We start from the raw sequence: 19,429 nt of genomic DNA on the forward strand, positions 1-19,429 counted from the left end.
CGATGGGATTCGAACCCATGATAAAGGTTTTGCAGACCTCTGCCTTACCACTTGGCGACGTCGCCAAAATAAAATGCTGATTGCAGGTAAGATTGCTGATGAGTATCTCCAATCCACAATCTTCAGCCGTTAATCAGCAATTTCGTGAGCGGGCGACGGGATTCGAACCCGTGGCCTTCTCCTTGGCAAGGAGACGTTATACCACTTAACTACGCCCGCATGAAGCATATTTTGACTGAGTGCCGAGAGACAGGATCGAACTGTCGACACCGCAATTTTCAGTCGCGTGCTCTACCAACTGAGCTATCTCGGCATCAATATCAAAATGCGTTTTCCCAAACGCAGGCCAGATTTTACACGCATCGCAGGGGATTGTCAAGAAAACCGCGGCAGTGCAACTGGGCAATCGCATAGGGAAACCCTCACACCTTGACACGGGGAAACAGGTAGACTACAATCTGTAAAAATTTAGGTCAGCCTAAATAAGGATTTAGCATTATGCGAGATGAACTCACCCACGCGGTTGAAGATTACCTCAAAACCATCTACGACTTAAGCCTGACCCACGGGCGCGCCAGCACCACACAAATTGCTGAAGTTCTGAAAATCGCCCCGGCATCTGTCACTGGCATGATCAAACGGCTCTCCACTACTCGCCCACCGCTTGTCGAGTATATCAAACACCGCGGCGTAATTCTCACCCCCGAGGGCGAACGCGTCGCCCTGGAGATTATCCGCCATCACCGGCTGCTGGAATTATTCCTCTATGAAACTTTGGGCTACTCCTGGGATGAAGTCGATGCCGAGGCGGATCGTCTGGAGCATGTGATTTCTGAAGAATTTGAAGCCCGCATCGCTGAAGTGCTCGGCGATCCGACGCACGATCCCCATGGAGACCCAATTCCCGACAAGAATCTTCAGATGCCTTCTCATGCCAAACTGAGTTTGCGCGAAATGCGCCCTGATCAGTGCGGCACTATTCAGCGTGTGCGCGACAACGACCCAGACCTGCTGCGCCATCTCAGCGAGCAAGGCATCGTGCCACAGGCCCACTTCGTTGTCACCGGGTACACCCTCTTCGATGGCAATATCACCATTCAGGTTGACGGACAAGCCAAAGTTGCTGTACTCGGCCCGCGCATCACCCGTCAAATCTTTGTAGAGCAAGAAAATGGCTAAAGATATCCGCGTAGCACTGATTGAAGATGACCCCTATGCCCGCGACCTGATGTCGTTGCTGCTCACGCGCGACTGGCGCACACGTGTGGTTGGGGAAGTGGCAAACCGCGCCGAATTGCTCGATTTTATGGCCCAAACGGAAGGGCGCGTGAATGTAGTCGTCCTGGACACAGAGATGCCCGGTGCACCCAATCTACCTTTTGAGCTGGCAGCCCTGACCGAAGATTTACCTGACCCTCCGGCAATTCTTTTCACCGGCACCCAGGCTGCGCCGCGGCCTTACGATTATATCGTTGAGCGTCAGCGCGGCGGCTATGTACTCAAAAATGAACTCTTTTACGCGTTGGGTTCGGCGGTTGCCCAAATCGCTGCCGGGCATTGTGTCATCACTCCGGGCGTGCAGAATCTTCACGCCCAGGCCGACCTGCCCACAGAGAGTTATATTCTCGATGGCCGCCGCCAATGGTCGGCTTTCACCCCGCGCGAGCGCGAGATCATCCGCCTGGCAATGATCTTCAATCTGGCGATTCGCGATATGGCCGACGAATTGGTACTCAGCGCGGGTTGGGTCTCTGAAATTACCAGCACTATTTACATGAAGCTGGGGTTGCGCGAAATCCTGACCGGCGAAACCGCCCTGGAAGATTATTTCAGCAACGAAATTGTATTGGCTCACTGCCGCGAGATTACCCAACGCGGCAAAGCGGGCGATGATAATACCAAACTGCGTAAAGCTCCCTGGATGTCTACACTGGCCTTTCATTTGCTAACCATCCCGGAGATCAAGAAAATTTAGGCAAGACTAAAATCCCCATATTTTGTGGGGAGGCCCAACGCACAAGCGCAGCATAATAGGGCCATTGTCAACCCTAAAATCAGGAAAAGCCTATGCTCCTCAAAAACTTACTTCGCCGAAAAGGTCGTACTTTTCTAACCGTTCTCAGCATTGCCATTGGTGTAGCCGCGATTATTGCTATGGGCGCGCTGGCAGATGGTTTTCAGGCGGGCTACGATTCATTTCTCACTGGCGGCAAAGCTGATCTCGTACTCAGCCAACCCGACACAATGGATGTCAGCATGAGCGCGGTCGATGAAAACATCGGCATCGAACTCGAAGATCTCTCGGAAGTTGCTGCCGTCAGCGGTATGCTGCAAGGGCTGGTACAAACCGATGGCGTGCCTTATTTCTTCGCTTTTGGCTACCCGGAAGATAGTTTCCTGCTCAGTCGCTTCAAAATCATCGAAGGGGTAACCCTGGATAGCCGCGAAGCACAATACAGCCGCGGCAACCCCATGCTGCTTGGCGCATCAGCCGCCGAGATTCTCGGCAAGCATCCTGGCGATTCCCTGCGCCTGACCGACAGCGTCTTTCGCATTGTGGGCATTTACGAAACCGGCCAAACTATGGAAGACAGCGGTGCAATCCTGCGTCTCGCAGATGCCCAAGAACTATTGGGGCGGCAGCGGCAGGTGAGTGTTTTTTATATTCAACTCAAAGACCCTGAATTCAGCGAACGCGTTGAACAGCGCGCTCTGCGCCTGTGGCCCAATTATTTACTCAGCAGCACCGAAGCCTACGCCGACCAGCAAATTATGGGCGATGCCATGGGGGGCTATGTCTGGGCGATTGCCGGGTTGGCAATCGTTATCGGCGGTGTAGGCATGATGAATGCCCAATTGATGGCCGTGATGGAACGCACCCGCGAGATCGGTGTGCTGCGCTCGGTGGGCTGGAAAAAATGGCGCATTATGCGTATGATCTTGGGCGAATCGCTTTTGGTGGGCATTTTGGGCGGCTTGCTGGGTATCGGACTGGGCTGGTTGATGCTGATTGCATCGTCCGATTTCACCAGTTTCTTCGGCGCAACGGCTCAAAATGTTACTCCGGCGGTACTCCAGCAAGCCCTGATCACCGTCCTGGTGCTCGGTTTTGTTGGTGGTGCATACCCGGCCTGGCGCGCCTCGCGCCTGCCTCCCGTAGAAGCTTTACGTTACGAGGGCGGCAGCGCCGGAAAAATTCGCCGCCTACCCATCGGTGGAATGGCTGTTCAAAGCCTGTGGCAGCGCACCTCCCGCACCCTGCTAGCGCTGAGCGCGATTGGCATCACCGTAGGCGGCATCATGGCACTTGAAGCAATTGTACGCGGCGCGATGGATATGATTGGTACAATGGGCGGCGATGCCGAGATTATGATCCGTCAGGCCGGGATTGCCGATACCGGTTACAGCACCATCGACGAGCGCGTTGGCGATAAGATTACCCTGCTGCCCGAAGTACAAAGCGCCAGCGGGCTAATTTTTACGGCCACCGCGCTACCCGATGCGGGCATGTTTTTCATCTTGCAAGGCTACGCCCCTCATAGTTACAGCATTCAGCGTTTCAACGTCACCGAGGGCGAATACTTGAGCGGAAACCATCAAATGATGCTCGGTCGTATGATCGCCGATGCCATGCACAAAGAAGTCGGCGACACGATCGAGATTGGCAATACTCGTTTCAAGATCGTGGGTATTTTTGAGAGCGGCAGCGGCTGGCAAGAAATGGGGGGCGTCATTTCCCTGCGAGACGCGCAAACCTTCGCCGGAAAACCGCGCAAAGTAAGCCTGTACATGGTTAAATTGAACGACACAACTCAGGCCGCGGCAGTGGTTGAAGAGATCAATACGCTCTATCCCGAAATCCATGCCGCCCTCACTGGCGAGTTCGCCGATCAGATGCCCGATATGCAAAGCATGGATGCGATGATGGGCGCGATTTCCTTTTTGGCAATTTTCGTCGGCGGGGTTGGCGTGATGAATACTATGCTCATGGCCGTACTGGAACGCACCCGCGAGATCGGCGTTTTACGTGCCCTGGGTTGGCGTCGCCGCCGAATTCTCGGCATGATTATGCAAGAATCGCTTCTACTAGGTATTTTTGGCGGAATCGTTGGCATCGGGGTTGCGCTTGGCCTGGGCTACGCACTCGGTAATATCCCCATGCTGGGCAGCGCCCTCACCCCCGTCTGGGAAATTGATATTTTCACACGGGCCATCATCGTGGCCTTATCGTTGGGTCTGGTCGGCGGCATTTATCCCGCCCTGCGAGCCACCCGCTTGCAGCCTGTCGAAGCATTGATGTATGAATAAAAAGTCGCAAAAAGATATGTGTATGAAGGCTACGCCCTCTATACACATATCTTTTTGCGAAAACTTTTTTGCGGAGGCGCAAGCCCGAGCAGTATCTAAAAATCAAGGAGAACACTATGAAGAAAAGAAGTTTGTTTGTACTGATCGTTGTTGGATTATTAACTCTCAGCGCTTGTGAGTTGCCTACTCAGACTGTTGAAACCGCTACCCCGGAGCCGGTGGTACAGAATTTCACCCCGGTGGTGAGTGCCACAGGTAAGCTATTGCCTGCCGAGGAAGCCACACTGAGTATGAAAACTGGCGGTGTTGTCGCCGAGGTGTTGGCGGGCGAAGATGATAGTGTCATCGCCGGGCAGGTACTCGTCCGGCTCGAAGGCAGGGAAACTCTGGAGGCCGCCATCGCGGCTACCCGCTTTGAAGTAGTTTCTGCACAACAGGCACTCGACGCGCTTTTCGATGACCCTGAACTGGCGCTGGCCAAAGCTCAGCAGAGTATTGCCGACGCGGAGTTAGCCATCGAAGATGCTGAGCGCCGCATTAATAACCTGCACCGTATTGCCGTACAGGCCGATATTGATCAGGCTTATGCCAACATGATTTTGGCAAAAGACAAGTTGGACAAAGCCCAGGAAGATTACGAACCTTACGAAGGAAAAGCCGAAGATGACCTCACGCGCGCCAACTATCTCAGCCGCATGGCACAGGCTCAAAAAGATTACGATGCTACCGTGCGCCTTTATAACGCCCTCACTGGAACGGGTGACGACCTTGATATTGCCGAAGCCGAATCTGATCTGGTACTGGCGCAGGCGCAACTGATTGTTTCCCAGCGCGAATTTGAAATCTTGCAAAAAGGGCCTGATCCCGATGATATTGCCGTAGCCGAAGCCCGATTGGCCAACGCTGAAGCACAATTGGCCGCCGCCGAAGCCGCCCTGGATGATTTAGTGCTGAGCGCGCCTTTTGATGGCACCATCGGCAACCTGAATATTCACACCGGCGAATGGGTTTCCCCCGGGCAGCCTGTGATCTTGCTGGCCGATCTGAACCACATGCAAGTCGAAACTACCGATCTAAATGAAATTGATGTCGCCCAAATCAAAATTGGTGATACCGCGCTTGTCACTTTCGATGCCCTACCCGAAGCTCTTGTTAACGGTACAGTAGTGCGCATCGCTCCCAAAGATTCTGAAGGCTCTGGCGTAAATTACCCCGTACTCATCGAATTAGATGAAGTGCCCGCCGGGCTGCGTTGGGGCATGACCGCCTTTGTAGACATCGAGATTGGTGAGTGAGCGAACGATTCGGCAAGTCAGCGAGTCAACGAAAAGTATCTGAACTCCCGATTGGCTTGCTGATTCGTTGAATCCTATGGAGAAAATTATGTCAAATACAAACCCCCACCCTCTCATCGAAATCCGCGAACTGACGCGCGTTTACGGCGATGGTGAAGAAATCCGTGCCCTGGATGGGATTACCCTGAAAATTCAAAGCGGCGAGTTCATCGCCGTAATGGGACCGAGCGGCAGCGGCAAAAGCACTCTGCTCAATATGATCGGCGCGCTGGATAAACCCTCCAGCGGGCAAGTATTTATCAACGGGCAAGATTTGGCAAAAATTCGCAACAAAGATACGTTTCGCGCCGAAACCGTGGGGTTTGTATTTCAACTTCACAACCTCATCCCCACCCTGAGCGCGCGCGAAAACGTCGAAGTCCCCATGATGGGGCAGGTAAATCTCATCGCCCGTCGCAAACGCTCCAAAGAACTGCTGGAAATCGTCGGGTTGGATGACCGGATGCGGCATTTGCCCAATCAGCTTTCAGGCGGGCAACGGCAGCGCGTGGCAGTCGCGCGCGCGCTGGCGAATAAGCCCTCACTGATCCTGGCGGATGAGCCCACCGGCAGCCTGGATACCGAAGCCGGGCGCGCCCTGATGAAATTACTGCACGAAATCAACGCTGCGCAGGGAACAACCTTTATCGTCGTTACCCACGATCCGGCCGTAGCACGCCAGACCAACCGTGTCATCGTGCTTGAAGATGGCAAAATTTTCCGTGAAGACCTCATCGGATCACCTATCGAAGAAGACCTGAAAATGTGGCGGCATTCCGGCCTGGGGCGGCGCATCGTGGAAGGCGATAACGATGGCGCACTGGCAGGAATGGCGTTATCGAAAAAGAGCGTTTCCGCTGTGCGCGAGATATTGGTACAAGCACAATAAAAAATCGTGGACGAGAGACCGAAGACGGACAGAAATTCCCATCTTCGGTCTCTCGTCATTGGAATCCATATGAAACAATTCCTAAATAAAATCTTTCGCAAATCCGACCCCATCATCATCGTTTCTGGCCTGCCGCGTTCTGGCACCTCGATGACAATGAAAATGCTCGAAGCTGGCGGTGTTCCCCCCCTGACAGATCAAATCCGTGAGGCAGATGTGGACAACCCCAAGGGATACTACGAGTTTGAGCGCGCCAAGAAACTCAAAGATGGGGATACAGCCTGGCTGCCGGATGCGCAGGGCAAAGCCGTGAAGTTGATCGGCGCTTTATTGGTGGAACTACCCCCGAAGTATGACTACCGCGTACTTTTTATGCGCCGCAATATTGGGGAGGTGCTGGCCTCCCAGAGCAAAATGCTCGAACGCCGCGGCGAAGAAAACAAAGTCGATGACGGCACGATGGCGGTCCTCTTCGAGAAACACGTCAGCCAGGTTGAAGATTGGATGAGAAAACACCCCGGTCTGAACTATATCGATGTGGACTACAACGCTATGCTCGTTGACCCGCACCCGCAGGTTGAAGCTATTAACAAATTTTTGGGCGGCAACCTCGATACCGAGGCAATGCTCGCCGTGGTAGACCCAAATCTTTATCGGCAAAGGAAATAAAGCAGGCATCAGGCAATTAGGATAAATCCTAATCCCTGGTTACCCAATCCCTGCTACCCAACTCATTATGCCCAACCCACTGATTTCTTTACTCGTAGCTTTTGCCATCACGCTGCTCGCGGTGTGGTTTTTTCGCCCCGAACGCGGCCTGTTTTGGCGCTGGCAGCGCTCCCGCAGAATGACCGAACGTGTCTTCGAGGAAGACGCGCTCAAACATATCCACCAATGCGAAATTCATGATCGCCGCCCGACAGTAAAAAGCCTGGCAGGATCGCTGAATCTCAGCCTGGATGAAATTGCCAGTGTGCTCGAAAAACTGGAAGCGCGGCAACTAGTGGCTGTTGACGGCACCAATTTTCATCTGACAGGCTCAGGGCGCGCTTATGCATTGCAAATTATTCGCGCGCATCGTTTGTGGGAACGCTATCTGGCCGATGCCACCGGTTTTGGTGAAGCCGAATGGCACGGACAGGCTGATTTATACGAACACGAACTCAGCCCGGCTGAAATCAGTCGCCTGGCTGCACAGTTGGGCAACCCTACCCACGATCCGCACGGCGACCCTATCCCGACGGCGCGCGGTGAAATTGTCTACCGTGCGCGCATTCCCCTGTCATCTATCGAGGCAAACAAGCCCGCCCGCATCGTCCATATCGAAGACGAACCCGAAGCTGTGTATGCGCAATTAGTGGCCGAAGGTCTGCATGTAGGCATGACAGTGCGCGTGACAGAATCTTCATCGCAGCGCATCCGTTTTTGGAGCGGTGGCGACGAGCATACGCTGGCCCCGTTGATTGCGGCCAATGTGGGCCTGGAACTGCTGCCCGAAGAACCGCGGGAGCAGGATCAGCTTGGCGAACGCCTCACCAGCCTCGCCCCCGGTGAGCAAGGCCGTGTCATCGGACTCACACCCCGCCTCCGGGGAGCGGAACGTCGCCGCTTGATGGATTTAGGCATCTTGCCCGGAACGCTGATCCAAAACACGATGAACAGCCCCAGCGGTAACCCGGCAGCATATAACGTGCGCGGCGCGCTGATTGCATTGCGGTCGGCACAGGCCGATCAAATTCGAATCTTGCGCGAGAATGAATGATGATGATGATGATGGAGGATGGAAGACCAACGACAGAAAATCCCCGTCTTTTTTACTGGAATAGCAAATATGACTGAACAAACACTTACCAAACCAACCCCCACCGCCGCGCCTTGCGAAACTTGCCCGGTGCATAACGCGGCACATTTATTGAAATTAGGCGTAGATATGGGGGATGCTGATTTCGTGGTCGCGCTGGCAGGTAACCCAAATACCGGCAAAAGCACGGTTTTCAACGCCCTCACCGGGCTGCGCCAGCACACCGGTAACTGGCCGGGAAAAACGGTTACGCGCGCCGAAGGGGGCTTTGAGTATGGCAATAGCCGATACAAAATTGTCGATCTTCCTGGCACCTATTCGCTCTTGGCGACCAGCCTGGATGAAGAAATTGCGCGTGATTTTATTCTCTTTGGCCAGCCGGATGTTTCGGTGGTGGTGGTGGATGCTACCCGTCTCGAGCGCAACCTGAACCTGGTGCTGCAAGTGATGGAAATTACCAACCGTGTGGTGGTCTGCCTGAATTTGATGGATGAAGTCCGCCGCCATAAACTAACCGTGGACGACCGGCGGCTGGCGCGCGACCTGGGGGTGCCCGTTGTGCCCACAGCAGCCCGCCACGGCCAGGGGATGGATCTGCTCCTGCAGGCCATCCACGAAGTGGCCTCTGGCGCGACGGTGGGCAAACCCTACCGTGTGCGCTACGAATCCCCGGCGCTGAAAAATGCCGTCGAGCAGCTTGTCACACAGATCGAAGCGACATATCCCGACCTGCCTAACGCCCGCTGGGTAGCCTTGCGCCTGCTGGATGGCGATGAGAAAATTGCCGAAGCCCTACAAAAAGGCGAACTCGGCGATCTGAGCCACGGCGATTTGGCCCAGCGAGCGGCGCAAATGCAGGTTATTGGAAATCAGTGAAAACGGTTTAATGTTGAAGGTTGCATGTTTGTGCCATTAATTTCGCTTACTTTCAACATTCAACCTGCAACACGAAACCCAAAACTCGCACATATAATTATGACCCTACACAACACAACCCCCGAAGATATTCTGCAAACCGCCCAGGCCTTACGCTGGGAAGTGGGCAGCGATTTTCACGAACATTTAATGGAATCGATGTATACCGAGGCGGCGCGCATCGCCGACCGGGCTGTCTCCCGCCCCGAGGAAAAACCGCGTTTCGATCTTGACCGCACCATTGACCGCCTGGTCACCAGCCGCACCGTTGGCTTCCCGCTGATGCTGGCGCTGCTGACCCTGGTTTTTTGGTTGACCATCGCCGGGGCCAATGTTCCCTCCCGCTGGCTCAGTTGGCTGCTGCTGGATACGCTCCAGCCGATCTTAAAAGGTTTTGGCGTCACCATTGGTCTGCCCTGGTGGATCAACGGCCTGCTCTTTGATGGTATGTATCTGGCGACGGCCTGGGTCATCAGCGTGATGCTGCCCCCGATGGCGATCTTTTTCCCGTTATTCACCTTGCTCGAAGATTATGGCTACCTGCCGCGTGTGGCCTTTAACCTGGATAATATGTTCCAAAAAGTGGGCGCGCACGGCAAGCAGGCCCTCAGCATGACCATGGGCTTTGGCTGTAACGCCGCCGGAGTGGTTGCCACGCGCGTCATCGACAGCCCGCGCGAGCGTCTGATCGCCATCATCACCAACAATTTCGCGCTGTGCAACGGGCGCTGGCCGACGCAAATTCTCATCGCCACACTCTTCATCGGCGGTCTGGTTCCGGCGCAACTGGCAGGATTGCTCTCGGCCATGTCGGTGGTGGCAATTGCTGTGCTGGGCGTTCTGTTCAGTTTTCTCGTTTCGTGGGGGCTTTCGCGCACGGTGTTGCGCGGCGAAGTTTCCACTTTTAGCCTGGAACTGCCACCCTATCGCCCGCCGCGCATCTGGCAAACCATCTACACCTCGGTGATAGACCGCACGCTCATCGTTCTGTGGCGCGCCATCGTCTTCGCCCTCCCCGCGGGGGCAATCATCTGGCTTTCGGCCAATATCACCTTTGGGGGAGTCAGCGTCGCCGAGTATCTGATTAATTTCCTCAATCCCGCGGGGCTTTTACTCGGTCTCAACGGCGTGATTCTTGTCGCGTATATCGTCGCCATCCCTGCCAATGAAATCGTCATCCCCACTGTGCTGATGCTCACTGTTTTGGTCACCGGCGCATCCGGAGTAGGCGCGGGCGCGGGCGTGATGTTCGAACTTCAGTCCAATGCCGAAATGACTGCGCTCTTCCAGGCTGGCGGCTGGACACTGCTCACAGCCGTCAACCTGATGCTTTTCAGTCTGCTCCACAACCCGTGCAGCACGACCATCTACACGATCTACAAAGAAACCCGCAGCCTGAAATGGACGCTGATCTCAACCCTGCTGCCCGTTTTCATGGGCTTCGCCGTGACGTTTTTCGTTGCTCAGGTCTGGCGGCTTATCGCTGGATTTCAATAATACCCCTCACTCTAACCCTCTCCCGGTGGGAGAGGGGACTATTTCCACCCACTCCTGCTCCCTCTCCCCCTGGGAGAGGGCCGGGGTGAGGGAAGTAACTATGACAAATACCCTCGAACTCAACATCACCGGCATGGATTGCGCCGACTGCGCCCTGACGCTCGAAAAAGGCGTTGCGGGCCTGGATGGCGTGGAATTCTGTCAGGTTAATTTTGCCATTGCCAAAATGCAGGTTTCTGGCAACCTGGACGAAGAACAAATCCGCGGCCAAATTCGCAAGCTGGGCTATGGCATGACCGAAGTCGGCGCGCGCCCGGTGATTCTTTCCGGCTGGCCGCTGGTGTGGGATTTGGTCCGCCGCCCGCGCAACGCTCTGACTTTATTGGGGATGTTCTGCATTGGTTTGGCGTTTCTGGCCTCGGGGCTGGGGCTTTCGGACTCGCTCGAAGTGGGTCTGTTTACCCTGGGCGGGTTACTCGGTTTGTATTTTCCGGCGCGTTCCGGCTGGGCCGCCCTGCGCAGCGGGCAAGGCCTCGATATGAATGTGCTGATGACCATCGCCGCCGTAGGCGCGTTTGTGATTGGCGAATACGGCGAAGCCGCCACTGTGATTGTACTCTTCAGCCTTGGGGAGGCTCTCGAGGGTTTCACCATGGAGCGCGCCCGCGATAGCATCCGCGGCCTGATGCTGCTGGCCCCCGCTGAAGCCACCTTGCTAACAAGCTGCATCGACTGCGAAGAGCATCTTGGGCAGCGATTATCCGCCGAAGCCATCTCCCAAAACTCCACAGGATTGCTTCGCTTCGCTCGCAATGACACAGTATATGATGGCGGCCCTTGCCCGTGGTGCGGTACGCACGAACAGGTGATCCCTGTCGAAGGGCTGAAGATCGGCGACATCATCCTGGTCAAACCCGGTGAACGCATCCCGATGGATGGCCTGATTCTCTCCGGAGCCTCCGCCGTCAACCAGGCCCCCATTACCGGCGAAAGCCTGCCCGTGGAAAAATCCATCGGCAGCGAAGTCTTCGCCGGGACAATCAATGGCAGCGGCGCGCTGGAAATTGAAATCACCCACCTTGCAGAAGATAACACTCTCTCACGGCTAATCCATCTCGTCGAGGAGGCCCAGGCCCAGAAAACCCCCGCTCAACGCTTTGTAGACCGCTTCGCGCGCATCTATACGCCTGCCGTGGTGGTCGGCGCGCTGCTGATCGCCGCTGTTCCGCCAATTTTCTTTGGACAGCCCTTCCTCGACACCCCCGAAGCGCACGGCTGGCTCTACCGCGCGCTCGCTATGCTGGTAATCGCCTGCCCCTGCGCCCTGGTCATCGCCACACCTGTCACCGTAGTCAGCGGTATCGCTACGCTGGCGCGGCGCGGTGTACTGGTAAAAGGCGGGGCGTATCTCGAAGCGTTAGGAAATATCCGCGTGATGGCCTTCGACAAAACCGGAACCCTGACACATGGCCGCCCTGCACTCACCGAAATTGTCTGCGCCGATGAGTGCTGCAATGACGATGACTCAGCTGAATGCCCCCACTGTAATGAAATGCTCACTTTGGCTGCCGCCGTCGAGCGTCGCAGCACCCACCCGCTGGCACGCGCCGTTGTGCTGGCCGCCCAAAACCGCGGCGCCCCCGAACTCGACGCCCAAAATGTCGAATCCTTGCCCGGACGCGGCATCCGCGGCACAGTTAACGGGTCACAAATCACCATCGGCAGCCACGGCCTATTCCACGACAACGATCAGGAAGACTGCCAACCGGAAACTCCCAATCCCCAATTCTGCGATCGTATCGATCAGGCCGAATCATCCGGGCAAACTGTGATGCTGGTCAGCGCCAACGGGCATTTACTCGGCTTTTTGGCCGTTAGCGATCCGCCGCGGGGGAATAGCCATGAGACAATTACTGCCCTGAAAGCGGCTGGCCTGCAACGCACAGTCATGCTCACCGGTGATAATCTTGCCGTGGCGCAAACAATCGGTCAAGCCCTGGGCGTGGATGACATCCGCGCCGGTTTGCTGCCCGAAGACAAGCTTGAAGCCGTGCGTAATTTGCAGGCCGAATATGAGCACGTCGCCATGATCGGCGATGGTGTCAACGACGCGCCCGCCCTGGCTGCGGCCAGTCTCGGCATCGCCATGGGTGGGGCTGGTACCGCGCAAGCCCTCGAAACCGCGGATGTCGCCCTGATGGCCGATGATCTGGCACAATTACCCGCCGCAATTCGCGTTGGACGCAAGGCTGCGCGCACAATTCGCATCAATATTGGCTTCGCGTTGGCGATCAAAGTCGTTTTTCTGGTGCTGGCCTTCTTTGGCGCGGCAACTCTGTGGATGGCGGTCTTCGCCGACATGGGCGCCTCGCTGCTGGTCACCCTCAACGGGATGCGCTTGCTGCGAAAATAAAATCCAGGAAGAGACACGTGAACTACTTTGGACTTACGCAAAACGATGAAAAATATACCGAAAATAGGGGTGTGTGGGGTGCTTCGCACCCCACACACCCCTATTTTCAGGCTTTCTTTTGCGAAAGTGCGTAAATCCTGCTACTAATTCTTTCTTCGTGCCCTTCGTACACTTCGTGGACAAAAAACTATGACTATAGAAATCTCACAACACCACCTTGAAGACCACGATCACGACCAACTGCACTACCATGTGCATCGTGACCCGCACAAACCCAGCTCCACGCTAGCCAATGTAATCTTGGGCGGGCAAGATGGCCTGGTGAATGTGCTTGGCATTGTACTCGGTGTGGCCGCGGCCACCTACGACGCGCAAATTGTTATGGTCGCCGGTTTGGCCGCAACCTTCGCTGAATCGGTTTCAATGGCCGCTGTCGCCTATACCACCGCCCTGGCCGAGACCGCCCACTACGAGAGCGAACGCGAGCGTGAATACCGCCATGTACACCTGGTTCCCGCCGTAGAGCGCGAAGAAATCCGCGAAATCTACCGCCAAAAAGGTTTTGATGGCGAATTGCTCGACCAGATCGTTGATAAAATCACCGCCGACAAAGATGTTTGGGTGGGCGTGATGATGGCTGAAGAGCATCAACTCACCCCCACCACTCGCAACGACGCATTGCGCTCAGCCTTCATCGTAGGCGTGGCTGCGATTATTGGTTCGTTGATCCCGCTGGCGCCATTCGCCTTCTTCTCGGTAAGTATCAGCCTGTGGCTCTCGCTGCTCGTTTCGGCAATTGTGCTCTACATTGTGGGTGTTTATAAAGCGCGCACTACTGTCGGGCACCCCGTCAAAAGCGGCCTGGAAATGGCTGTGATCGGCATCGTCAGCGCGCTAATCGGCTATTTGGTCGGCATACTGCTCAAAGTTCCAGCGGCCTGACGACTAAAAAAATGGTTCAATCTGAATACGGCTTGATAGAATGACAAGCAACCGAAAAAATGAACCATTTTGAACTTGAGTGAGAGTAACACTATGCCCCAAATCACCATCCGCAAATTGCAGGGCGAAGAAATGTTCACCGTACTCTTCGACGCGACGACCTATGCCTTCAACCCCTCGCCGCCCATCCGCGATAAAGACGAGTGGGAGGCGCGCTTCGCCAAACGCGCCGAATATATCACCGTTTTGGCGGTGTTCGAAGATGAATCCCCTGTCGCCACGGTAGCCTCCACCCCCATGATCCAAAACGTGCGCGGCGCAAAGGCTACTCCAAACGCCTGATGACCCAGTTGCTTGAGAATATTCGCCAAAGCCAGCGCCCTCTCACCACGCTCTACCCCTTCCGCGAATCATTTTACGAGCGTTTGGGGTTCGTCACCTTCCCGCAGCCGCGCAAAACCATCTTCCACCCCGCCGACCTGGCTCCTTTGCAGCAGATTGAAGTCTCTGGCACCGTGCAACGGATGCTCATCTCGCAAGGCTACGACATCTTCCGTCAATATGTACTGGAACATCGCCAGCGCATTCACGGTATGGCTGTACTCGAACATTCCGACCCCGTGCCATCTGGCAAAGAACGCACCTGGCTGGCCGCAGCCTGCCTGAATGGCGAGATCGTCGGCGTGATGCTCTACAACCTGGAAGGCGAAGAAGTCACCAAGTTCAAACTGCGTGCCACCCGTTTTTACTACCACAAACCCGAAGGCCGTTACCTGCTATTGCAATGGATCGCCCGCCACATCGACCAGGCCAACCGCGCTGAACTCTGGCTGCCGCCCTACGAACAGCCCGAAACCTGGTTTGCCGACATGGACACAGAATTTGAACGCACCTGGATTCCACCAATGGGGCGCGTGCTGGATGTGGCTGCCCTGGGGGGGATGCAATCCGACCCGGCGAGATTCAGCGCCCGTGTGGAGGATCCCCTTTGCCCGTGGAACAGCGGAATCTGGGAATTTGAGGGGCGCGGCGGTATGCTCGAAGTGACGCCCGCCTCCGAAGCCGATTGCGAACTTAGCATTCAGGGGCTTTCTGCGCTCGTGTATGGCACCCATTCCCCCGCCGATTTTGCCATCCGCGGTTGGGGCAACCCCTCACCCGAAGTGCAGGCCGCCATGCAAACTGTCTTCCCATCCAAAATGCCGTATTTGCACGAGATGTTTTAACTTGCAGGTGCGACGCACTTTAACGCTTATGAACATGCAAACAGCCGTTCAACTTGGCGAAGAACTTGCCGCCGACATTCAAGATCATCCATTCGAGGCAGCTTATGCGCGGTTGGCTCCCGTGCTGGCCGAGCGCACGCCCTTTCGCTATCTGGAGCGCATCGGTGAAATCTTTGGCGCGGGGACAATAGCCCCTACAAATATCTTTATCGCCCAGATTGCGGCGCATAAAACCGAGGGGGGTTGGGTTGTGATTGGCGGGGCGCTGCGGGCGCAGTTGGGCCGCGATCTGGGCGGAGCGTTTGAACGCGCCAGAACATATATCATCGCCGCGGATGTGTGGTATGGCGCGGATATCCTCGGGGAACGCGTCCCCGGCCCGGGTCTGATAACCCACTTCGAGGGCGCGTTGCGCGTCCTGTCCGTGTGGCGGGATGACCCCAATCGCTGGGTGCGCCGCGCCGTAGGCGTCGGCGTTCACTTTTGGGCTAAACGCTCCCGCGGGGCCGCAGACCTTCTTCCGCAAGCATCTGCGCTGCTCGATTTGCTGGAGCCGGTGTTCGGCGAATGGGATATGGATGCCGCCAAAGGCGTGGGCTGGGGCTTGAAGACGCTGGGCAAATATTATCCCAATTTGGTAGCCGAATGGCTACCGCACCAGATGGCTCGTCCACACCGGGCAATTGTGGCACAAAAGGCGAAGAAGTTTTTAGGAGAGCGATTATGACCGAGAAAAAACTACCCATTCGGGGGATCATCAGCTTCGTCGCTTATATTTTGCTGTACCCAATTGTGTTGTTCAGCAACGCCGGGACAACCCGTTGGGGCATGGCCTGGGCATATTTGGGCATCTCGACGTTGGCGACCATCGGCAGCCGCTTGCTGGTGCGCCGCAAAAACCCCGATCTACTTTATGAGCGCGGCAGCGCCCAGAGCGCCAAAAACGTAAAAGATTGGGATCGCAAGCTGGTGCCAATTGCGGCTATCTACGGCCCGCTGGCGGCGACGATTTTAGCCGGGATGGATTTTCGCTACAATTGGACAGATGCCATCCCGCTGTGGGGGCAGGTTCTTGCTCTGGGGGTAGGCACGTTGGGTTTTATTTTTTCCACCTGGGCAATGCTGGAGAATCGCTTTTTCTCCTCGATGGTGCGCATCCAGACTGAACGCGGGCATACGGTTTGCAAAACTGGCCCCTACAAAATTGTGCGCCATCCGGGGTACGCGGGCGGGCTGTTGTGGTATCTGGTGACGCCGCTGGTACTGAATTCGCTCTGGGCTTTCATCCCCACGCTGATCGCCCTGATTGCCAGCGTGATCCGCACGGCACTGGAAGATCAAACCCTGCGCGCTGAACTGCACGGTTATGAAGAATTCACCCGCGAGACGCGCTATCGGCTGATCCCGGGCATTTGGTAAATGAAATCCACAACGAACACGAAGATTATTGACACTCTTGGTGTTTTTTGTGTCCTTCTGTATTCATCAGGAGCATTTTGTACACCAATACCTTTGAAAATTTTAACGCGAATGAGCGCGAATGGCGCTAATCACGCGAATTTATTCTGAATAACATTCGCGAAATTTGCGCTATTTGGGGCATTCGCGTTTCAGCCTAAATGAGTGATGTGTTTAGAATATTGTTGACCAACACATTTTTCATGTCCTTCGTGGATATTTTTGGGTTCGAAAGGAAATGAACCATGTCTGAAAAAACCACACCCAAACGCGCCGCAGATTATGGTTTGCCGCTGTATTTTGATATGCAGGCCAAAATGGGGCATACCAAGCATCTGGGCGGGCTGGCCGCCACGCGAAAGCTGGCCGAATTTTGCCATTTGTCACCCGGAAAATCACTGCTGAATGTTGGTTCTGGCGCGGGAATTTCGGCAGCTTATTTGGCTACAAATTATGGCTGCCGCGTGGTTGGGGTTGATCTCTTGCCCGGCATGGTGTCGAGCGCCGAGCGTTGGGCAAATGAACAGGGTCTCAGTCAGCAAATGGATTTCCGCCTGGGCGATGCCCAAAACCTGCCCAGCGAAGACAATCAATTCGACGCCCTGATCTGCGAGTCGGTGAACGTGTTTGTACCCGATAAAGCGAAAGCCATGCGTGAGTATCTGCGTGTACTCAAGCCAGGGGGATATATCGGCCTGAATGAGGCTATCTGGGTCAACAACCCATCGCCAGAGATTGAAGCCGTTATCATCGAAGCCACCGGGCAGCAGTTTCAGGCCTCAGCGAAATGGGCCGCGCTGCTCAAAGAAGCCGGGTTCGTAGATGTGGTTGCCGAAGATTACGCCATGAATATGCGCGCTGAAAACCGCAACCAGAGCGGCCTGCTCACGGCGCGCAACTACATTCGGCTGTTGGGACGTTTTATCGGTGTTATGCTCAGCGACCGCGAAACCCGTTCGTTGATGAAATATTTATCATCCAATCCACGCCAGTATTTCAAGTATATGGGCTATGGTCTATATGCCGGAAGGAAACCAGAATGAACACAAATGATCCAGAAACCTCGCGCCTCGTCACCCGTTGGCTGATCCGTGAAATTATGGGAACACTGATGGTTCCCGTGGTTTTATTTTGGCCCGCAGGCCGCTGGGATTGGGGCTGGGGTTGGGCATTGGTGGCGATATATGCCGTTTGGGTAAGCGCCAATGCCATTCTCTTGATCCCACGTCATCCTCAACTACTGGCCGAGCGCGCTCAACGCAGCATAGCGGGCATGAAGCCCTGGGACAAGAACCTGCTCAGTATCATCGGCCTGTTGACGTTGGCAAAATATATTCTGGCCGGGTTCGACATGCGCTACGGCTGGTCGGCTCCGCTGCCACTTTGGGTGCATGTCGTTGCGCTGATTGTCGCCGCGCTGGGCTATGCCGCCGGCACCTGGGCAATGGTCGAAAATGCCTTCTTCTCGATGGTCGTGCGCATCCAGGATGAGCGCGGGCATACCGTCTGCAACACTGGCCCTTACAAGATCGTACGCCATCCGGGATATTTGGGCAGCGCCCTCTTCGAACTGGCCGTGCCGATCATGCTTGGCTCGTGGGTAGCGTTCATTTTCGGCGGTCTGGCTGCTATTTTAACTGTCATCCGTACAGCCCTGGAAGACAAAACGCTGCAAGAAGAACTGCCCGGCTACAAAGAATTCAGCCAGCAAACGCGCTTCCGGCTATTGCCCGGCGTGTGGTGAGCTATGCAATAGAAAGATCACCACGAAGAAAAATTTTATAAACCTTTGTGTCTTCGTGACGCCTGTACCCTTCAGGGTATTGTGGTGAAATGCCTTTTGCAAAGGAGATCGTCATGAACAAATCCAATCGTTTCTGGTTCGGCCTGACCATCGGCGCGCTGGGCGGTATGTTCATTGCTCAAAAAGCATCCCAATCGCCGCGCATGCCCAACGCCAAAATCTGGCAGCGCATCCTGAGCGAAAAACGCGGCCCTATCGAAGCCGCCGTCTTCACGGCGCGCGTCCAGCGGCAATACACCGAACTCAAAACCCGCCGCCCAATCTTTGAGCAAACCGCCTTTAATGCCCATGTGGTCGGCAATATCCTGCCGGGGCTGGCGCTCTACGAAATTTTGCGGGAAGACGGGCTGGATGTCAAAGCCGCTCTGATTGAAATCGATCAACTTTTTGAAGCCTGGTTTACACAATATCCCCCACCCAATATGCGTGTCAACCAACTAATGAAATATACCCCGCAAAATTTTGCTGTCTTCCAACGCCTGCTGCGCTTCGTGATGGACAAATTCTTCCCCGCGCCGGGTTGGCAATTTGATGAAATCATCGCAAATGAGCACACCTATGCGTTTAACATGCAGCATTGCTTTTATTTGGATATTTTGAACCATTATAATGCCCCGGAGTTGACCCCGGTATTCTGCAAGCTCGATGATATTCTCATGGCCGCCATGCCAGAGTCCATTCAATGGGGGCGCACGCAAACTATTGGCATGGGCGCCGAATACTGCAATTTCCGCTGGGATTATGTGCCCGCAGCCACTGAATAGTCCAAATTTTTAACGCAAGGGCGCAGAGGATAATTATTCGTTTTTTCCTTGCGCCTTAGCTTCCTTGCGCCCTAGCGT

General features: G+C 55.2%; 18 protein-coding genes and 2 tRNA genes. 18 read left to right on the forward strand and 2 right to left on the reverse strand.

The window, feature by feature from the left end; translation table 11 throughout:
- Positions 1–147 precede the first annotated feature (147 nt).
- Both HN413_01580 and HN413_01585 read right to left on the reverse strand, forming a co-directional pair.
- Positions 148–219, reverse strand: a tRNA-Gly gene (locus HN413_01580).
- A gap of 21 nt (positions 220–240) precedes the next feature.
- A tRNA-Phe gene (locus HN413_01585) sits at positions 241–313 on the reverse strand.
- 185 nt (positions 314–498) lie between these two features.
- Here HN413_01585 and HN413_01590 point away from each other — a divergent pair.
- From HN413_01590 to HN413_01675, 18 genes are all read left to right on the forward strand, one after another.
- A complete protein-coding gene (locus HN413_01590; protein MBT3389082.1) occupies positions 499–1,179 on the forward strand; it encodes a metal-dependent transcriptional regulator in 681 nt (226 codons plus the stop codon).
- Positions 1,172–1,975, forward strand: coding sequence for a response regulator transcription factor (locus tag HN413_01595; protein ID MBT3389083.1), 804 nt, complete (start codon positions 1,172–1,174; stop codon positions 1,973–1,975). The genes HN413_01590 and HN413_01595 overlap by 8 nt, the downstream gene beginning before the upstream one ends.
- Before the next feature lie 92 nt (positions 1,976–2,067).
- Positions 2,068–4,308 carry an ABC transporter permease gene (locus HN413_01600; GenBank protein MBT3389084.1) on the forward strand — a complete coding sequence of 747 codons (2,241 nt, stop codon included), beginning with the start codon at positions 2,068–2,070 and terminating at the stop codon, positions 4,306–4,308.
- 116 nt (positions 4,309–4,424) lie between these two features.
- Entirely contained in the window at positions 4,425–5,603 is a 1,179-nt protein-coding gene (locus HN413_01605; GenBank protein ID MBT3389085.1) for an HlyD family efflux transporter periplasmic adaptor subunit, read from the forward strand.
- 88 nt (positions 5,604–5,691) lie between these two features.
- The gene (locus tag HN413_01610) at positions 5,692–6,531 is read left to right on the forward strand and encodes an ABC transporter ATP-binding protein (GenBank protein ID MBT3389086.1); all 840 of its coding nucleotides are present in this window, start codon (positions 5,692–5,694) and stop codon (positions 6,529–6,531) included.
- A gap of 69 nt (positions 6,532–6,600) precedes the next feature.
- Entirely contained in the window at positions 6,601–7,200 is a 600-nt protein-coding gene (locus tag HN413_01615; protein ID MBT3389087.1) for a sulfotransferase family protein, read from the forward strand.
- A gap of 67 nt (positions 7,201–7,267) precedes the next feature.
- Positions 7,268–8,293, forward strand: coding sequence for a hypothetical protein (locus tag HN413_01620; GenBank protein MBT3389088.1), 1,026 nt, complete (start codon positions 7,268–7,270; stop codon positions 8,291–8,293).
- A gap of 69 nt (positions 8,294–8,362) precedes the next feature.
- Positions 8,363–9,208 (forward strand): iron transporter FeoB, encoded by an 846-nt coding sequence (locus HN413_01625; protein MBT3389089.1) that lies wholly within the window; start codon positions 8,363–8,365, stop codon positions 9,206–9,208.
- A gap of 24 nt (positions 9,209–9,232) precedes the next feature.
- On the forward strand, positions 9,233–10,744 hold the full coding sequence (locus tag HN413_01630; protein ID MBT3389090.1) for a ferrous iron transporter B: 1,512 nt from the start codon (positions 9,233–9,235) through the stop codon (positions 10,742–10,744).
- Between the two features lie 100 nt (positions 10,745–10,844).
- Positions 10,845–13,157 carry a heavy metal translocating P-type ATPase gene (locus HN413_01635; protein MBT3389091.1) on the forward strand — a complete coding sequence of 771 codons (2,313 nt, stop codon included), beginning with the start codon at positions 10,845–10,847 and terminating at the stop codon, positions 13,155–13,157.
- Positions 13,158–13,346: 189 nt separating this feature from the next.
- On the forward strand, positions 13,347–14,099 hold the full coding sequence (locus tag HN413_01640; GenBank protein ID MBT3389092.1) for a hypothetical protein: 753 nt from the start codon (positions 13,347–13,349) through the stop codon (positions 14,097–14,099).
- A 93-nt stretch (positions 14,100–14,192) separates the two neighbouring features.
- Positions 14,193–14,441 (forward strand): hypothetical protein, encoded by a 249-nt coding sequence (locus HN413_01645; GenBank protein ID MBT3389093.1) that lies wholly within the window; start codon positions 14,193–14,195, stop codon positions 14,439–14,441.
- Entirely contained in the window at positions 14,441–15,325 is an 885-nt protein-coding gene (locus HN413_01650) for a hypothetical protein (GenBank protein MBT3389094.1), read from the forward strand. Before HN413_01645 ends, HN413_01650 begins: the two co-directional genes overlap by 1 nt.
- A 28-nt stretch (positions 15,326–15,353) precedes the next feature.
- The gene (locus HN413_01655; GenBank protein MBT3389095.1) at positions 15,354–16,052 is read left to right on the forward strand and encodes a hypothetical protein; all 699 of its coding nucleotides are present in this window, start codon (positions 15,354–15,356) and stop codon (positions 16,050–16,052) included.
- The gene (locus HN413_01660) at positions 16,049–16,744 is read left to right on the forward strand and encodes an isoprenylcysteine carboxylmethyltransferase family protein (GenBank protein ID MBT3389096.1); all 696 of its coding nucleotides are present in this window, start codon (positions 16,049–16,051) and stop codon (positions 16,742–16,744) included. Before HN413_01655 ends, HN413_01660 begins: the two co-directional genes overlap by 4 nt.
- Before the next feature lie 284 nt (positions 16,745–17,028).
- Positions 17,029–17,826, forward strand: coding sequence for a class I SAM-dependent methyltransferase (locus HN413_01665; protein ID MBT3389097.1), 798 nt, complete (start codon positions 17,029–17,031; stop codon positions 17,824–17,826).
- A complete protein-coding gene (locus HN413_01670) occupies positions 17,823–18,527 on the forward strand; it encodes an isoprenylcysteine carboxylmethyltransferase family protein (GenBank protein ID MBT3389098.1) in 705 nt (234 codons plus the stop codon). Before HN413_01665 ends, HN413_01670 begins: the two co-directional genes overlap by 4 nt.
- A gap of 113 nt (positions 18,528–18,640) precedes the next feature.
- Positions 18,641–19,351, forward strand: a complete 711-nt coding sequence (locus HN413_01675) for an L-2-amino-thiazoline-4-carboxylic acid hydrolase (protein MBT3389099.1) — start codon at positions 18,641–18,643, stop codon at positions 19,349–19,351.
- Positions 19,352–19,429: the final 78 nt, after the last annotated feature.

This window comes from Chloroflexota bacterium (assembly GCA_018648225.1).
GTDB lineage: Bacteria > Chloroflexota > Anaerolineae > Anaerolineales > UBA11858 > NIOZ-UU35.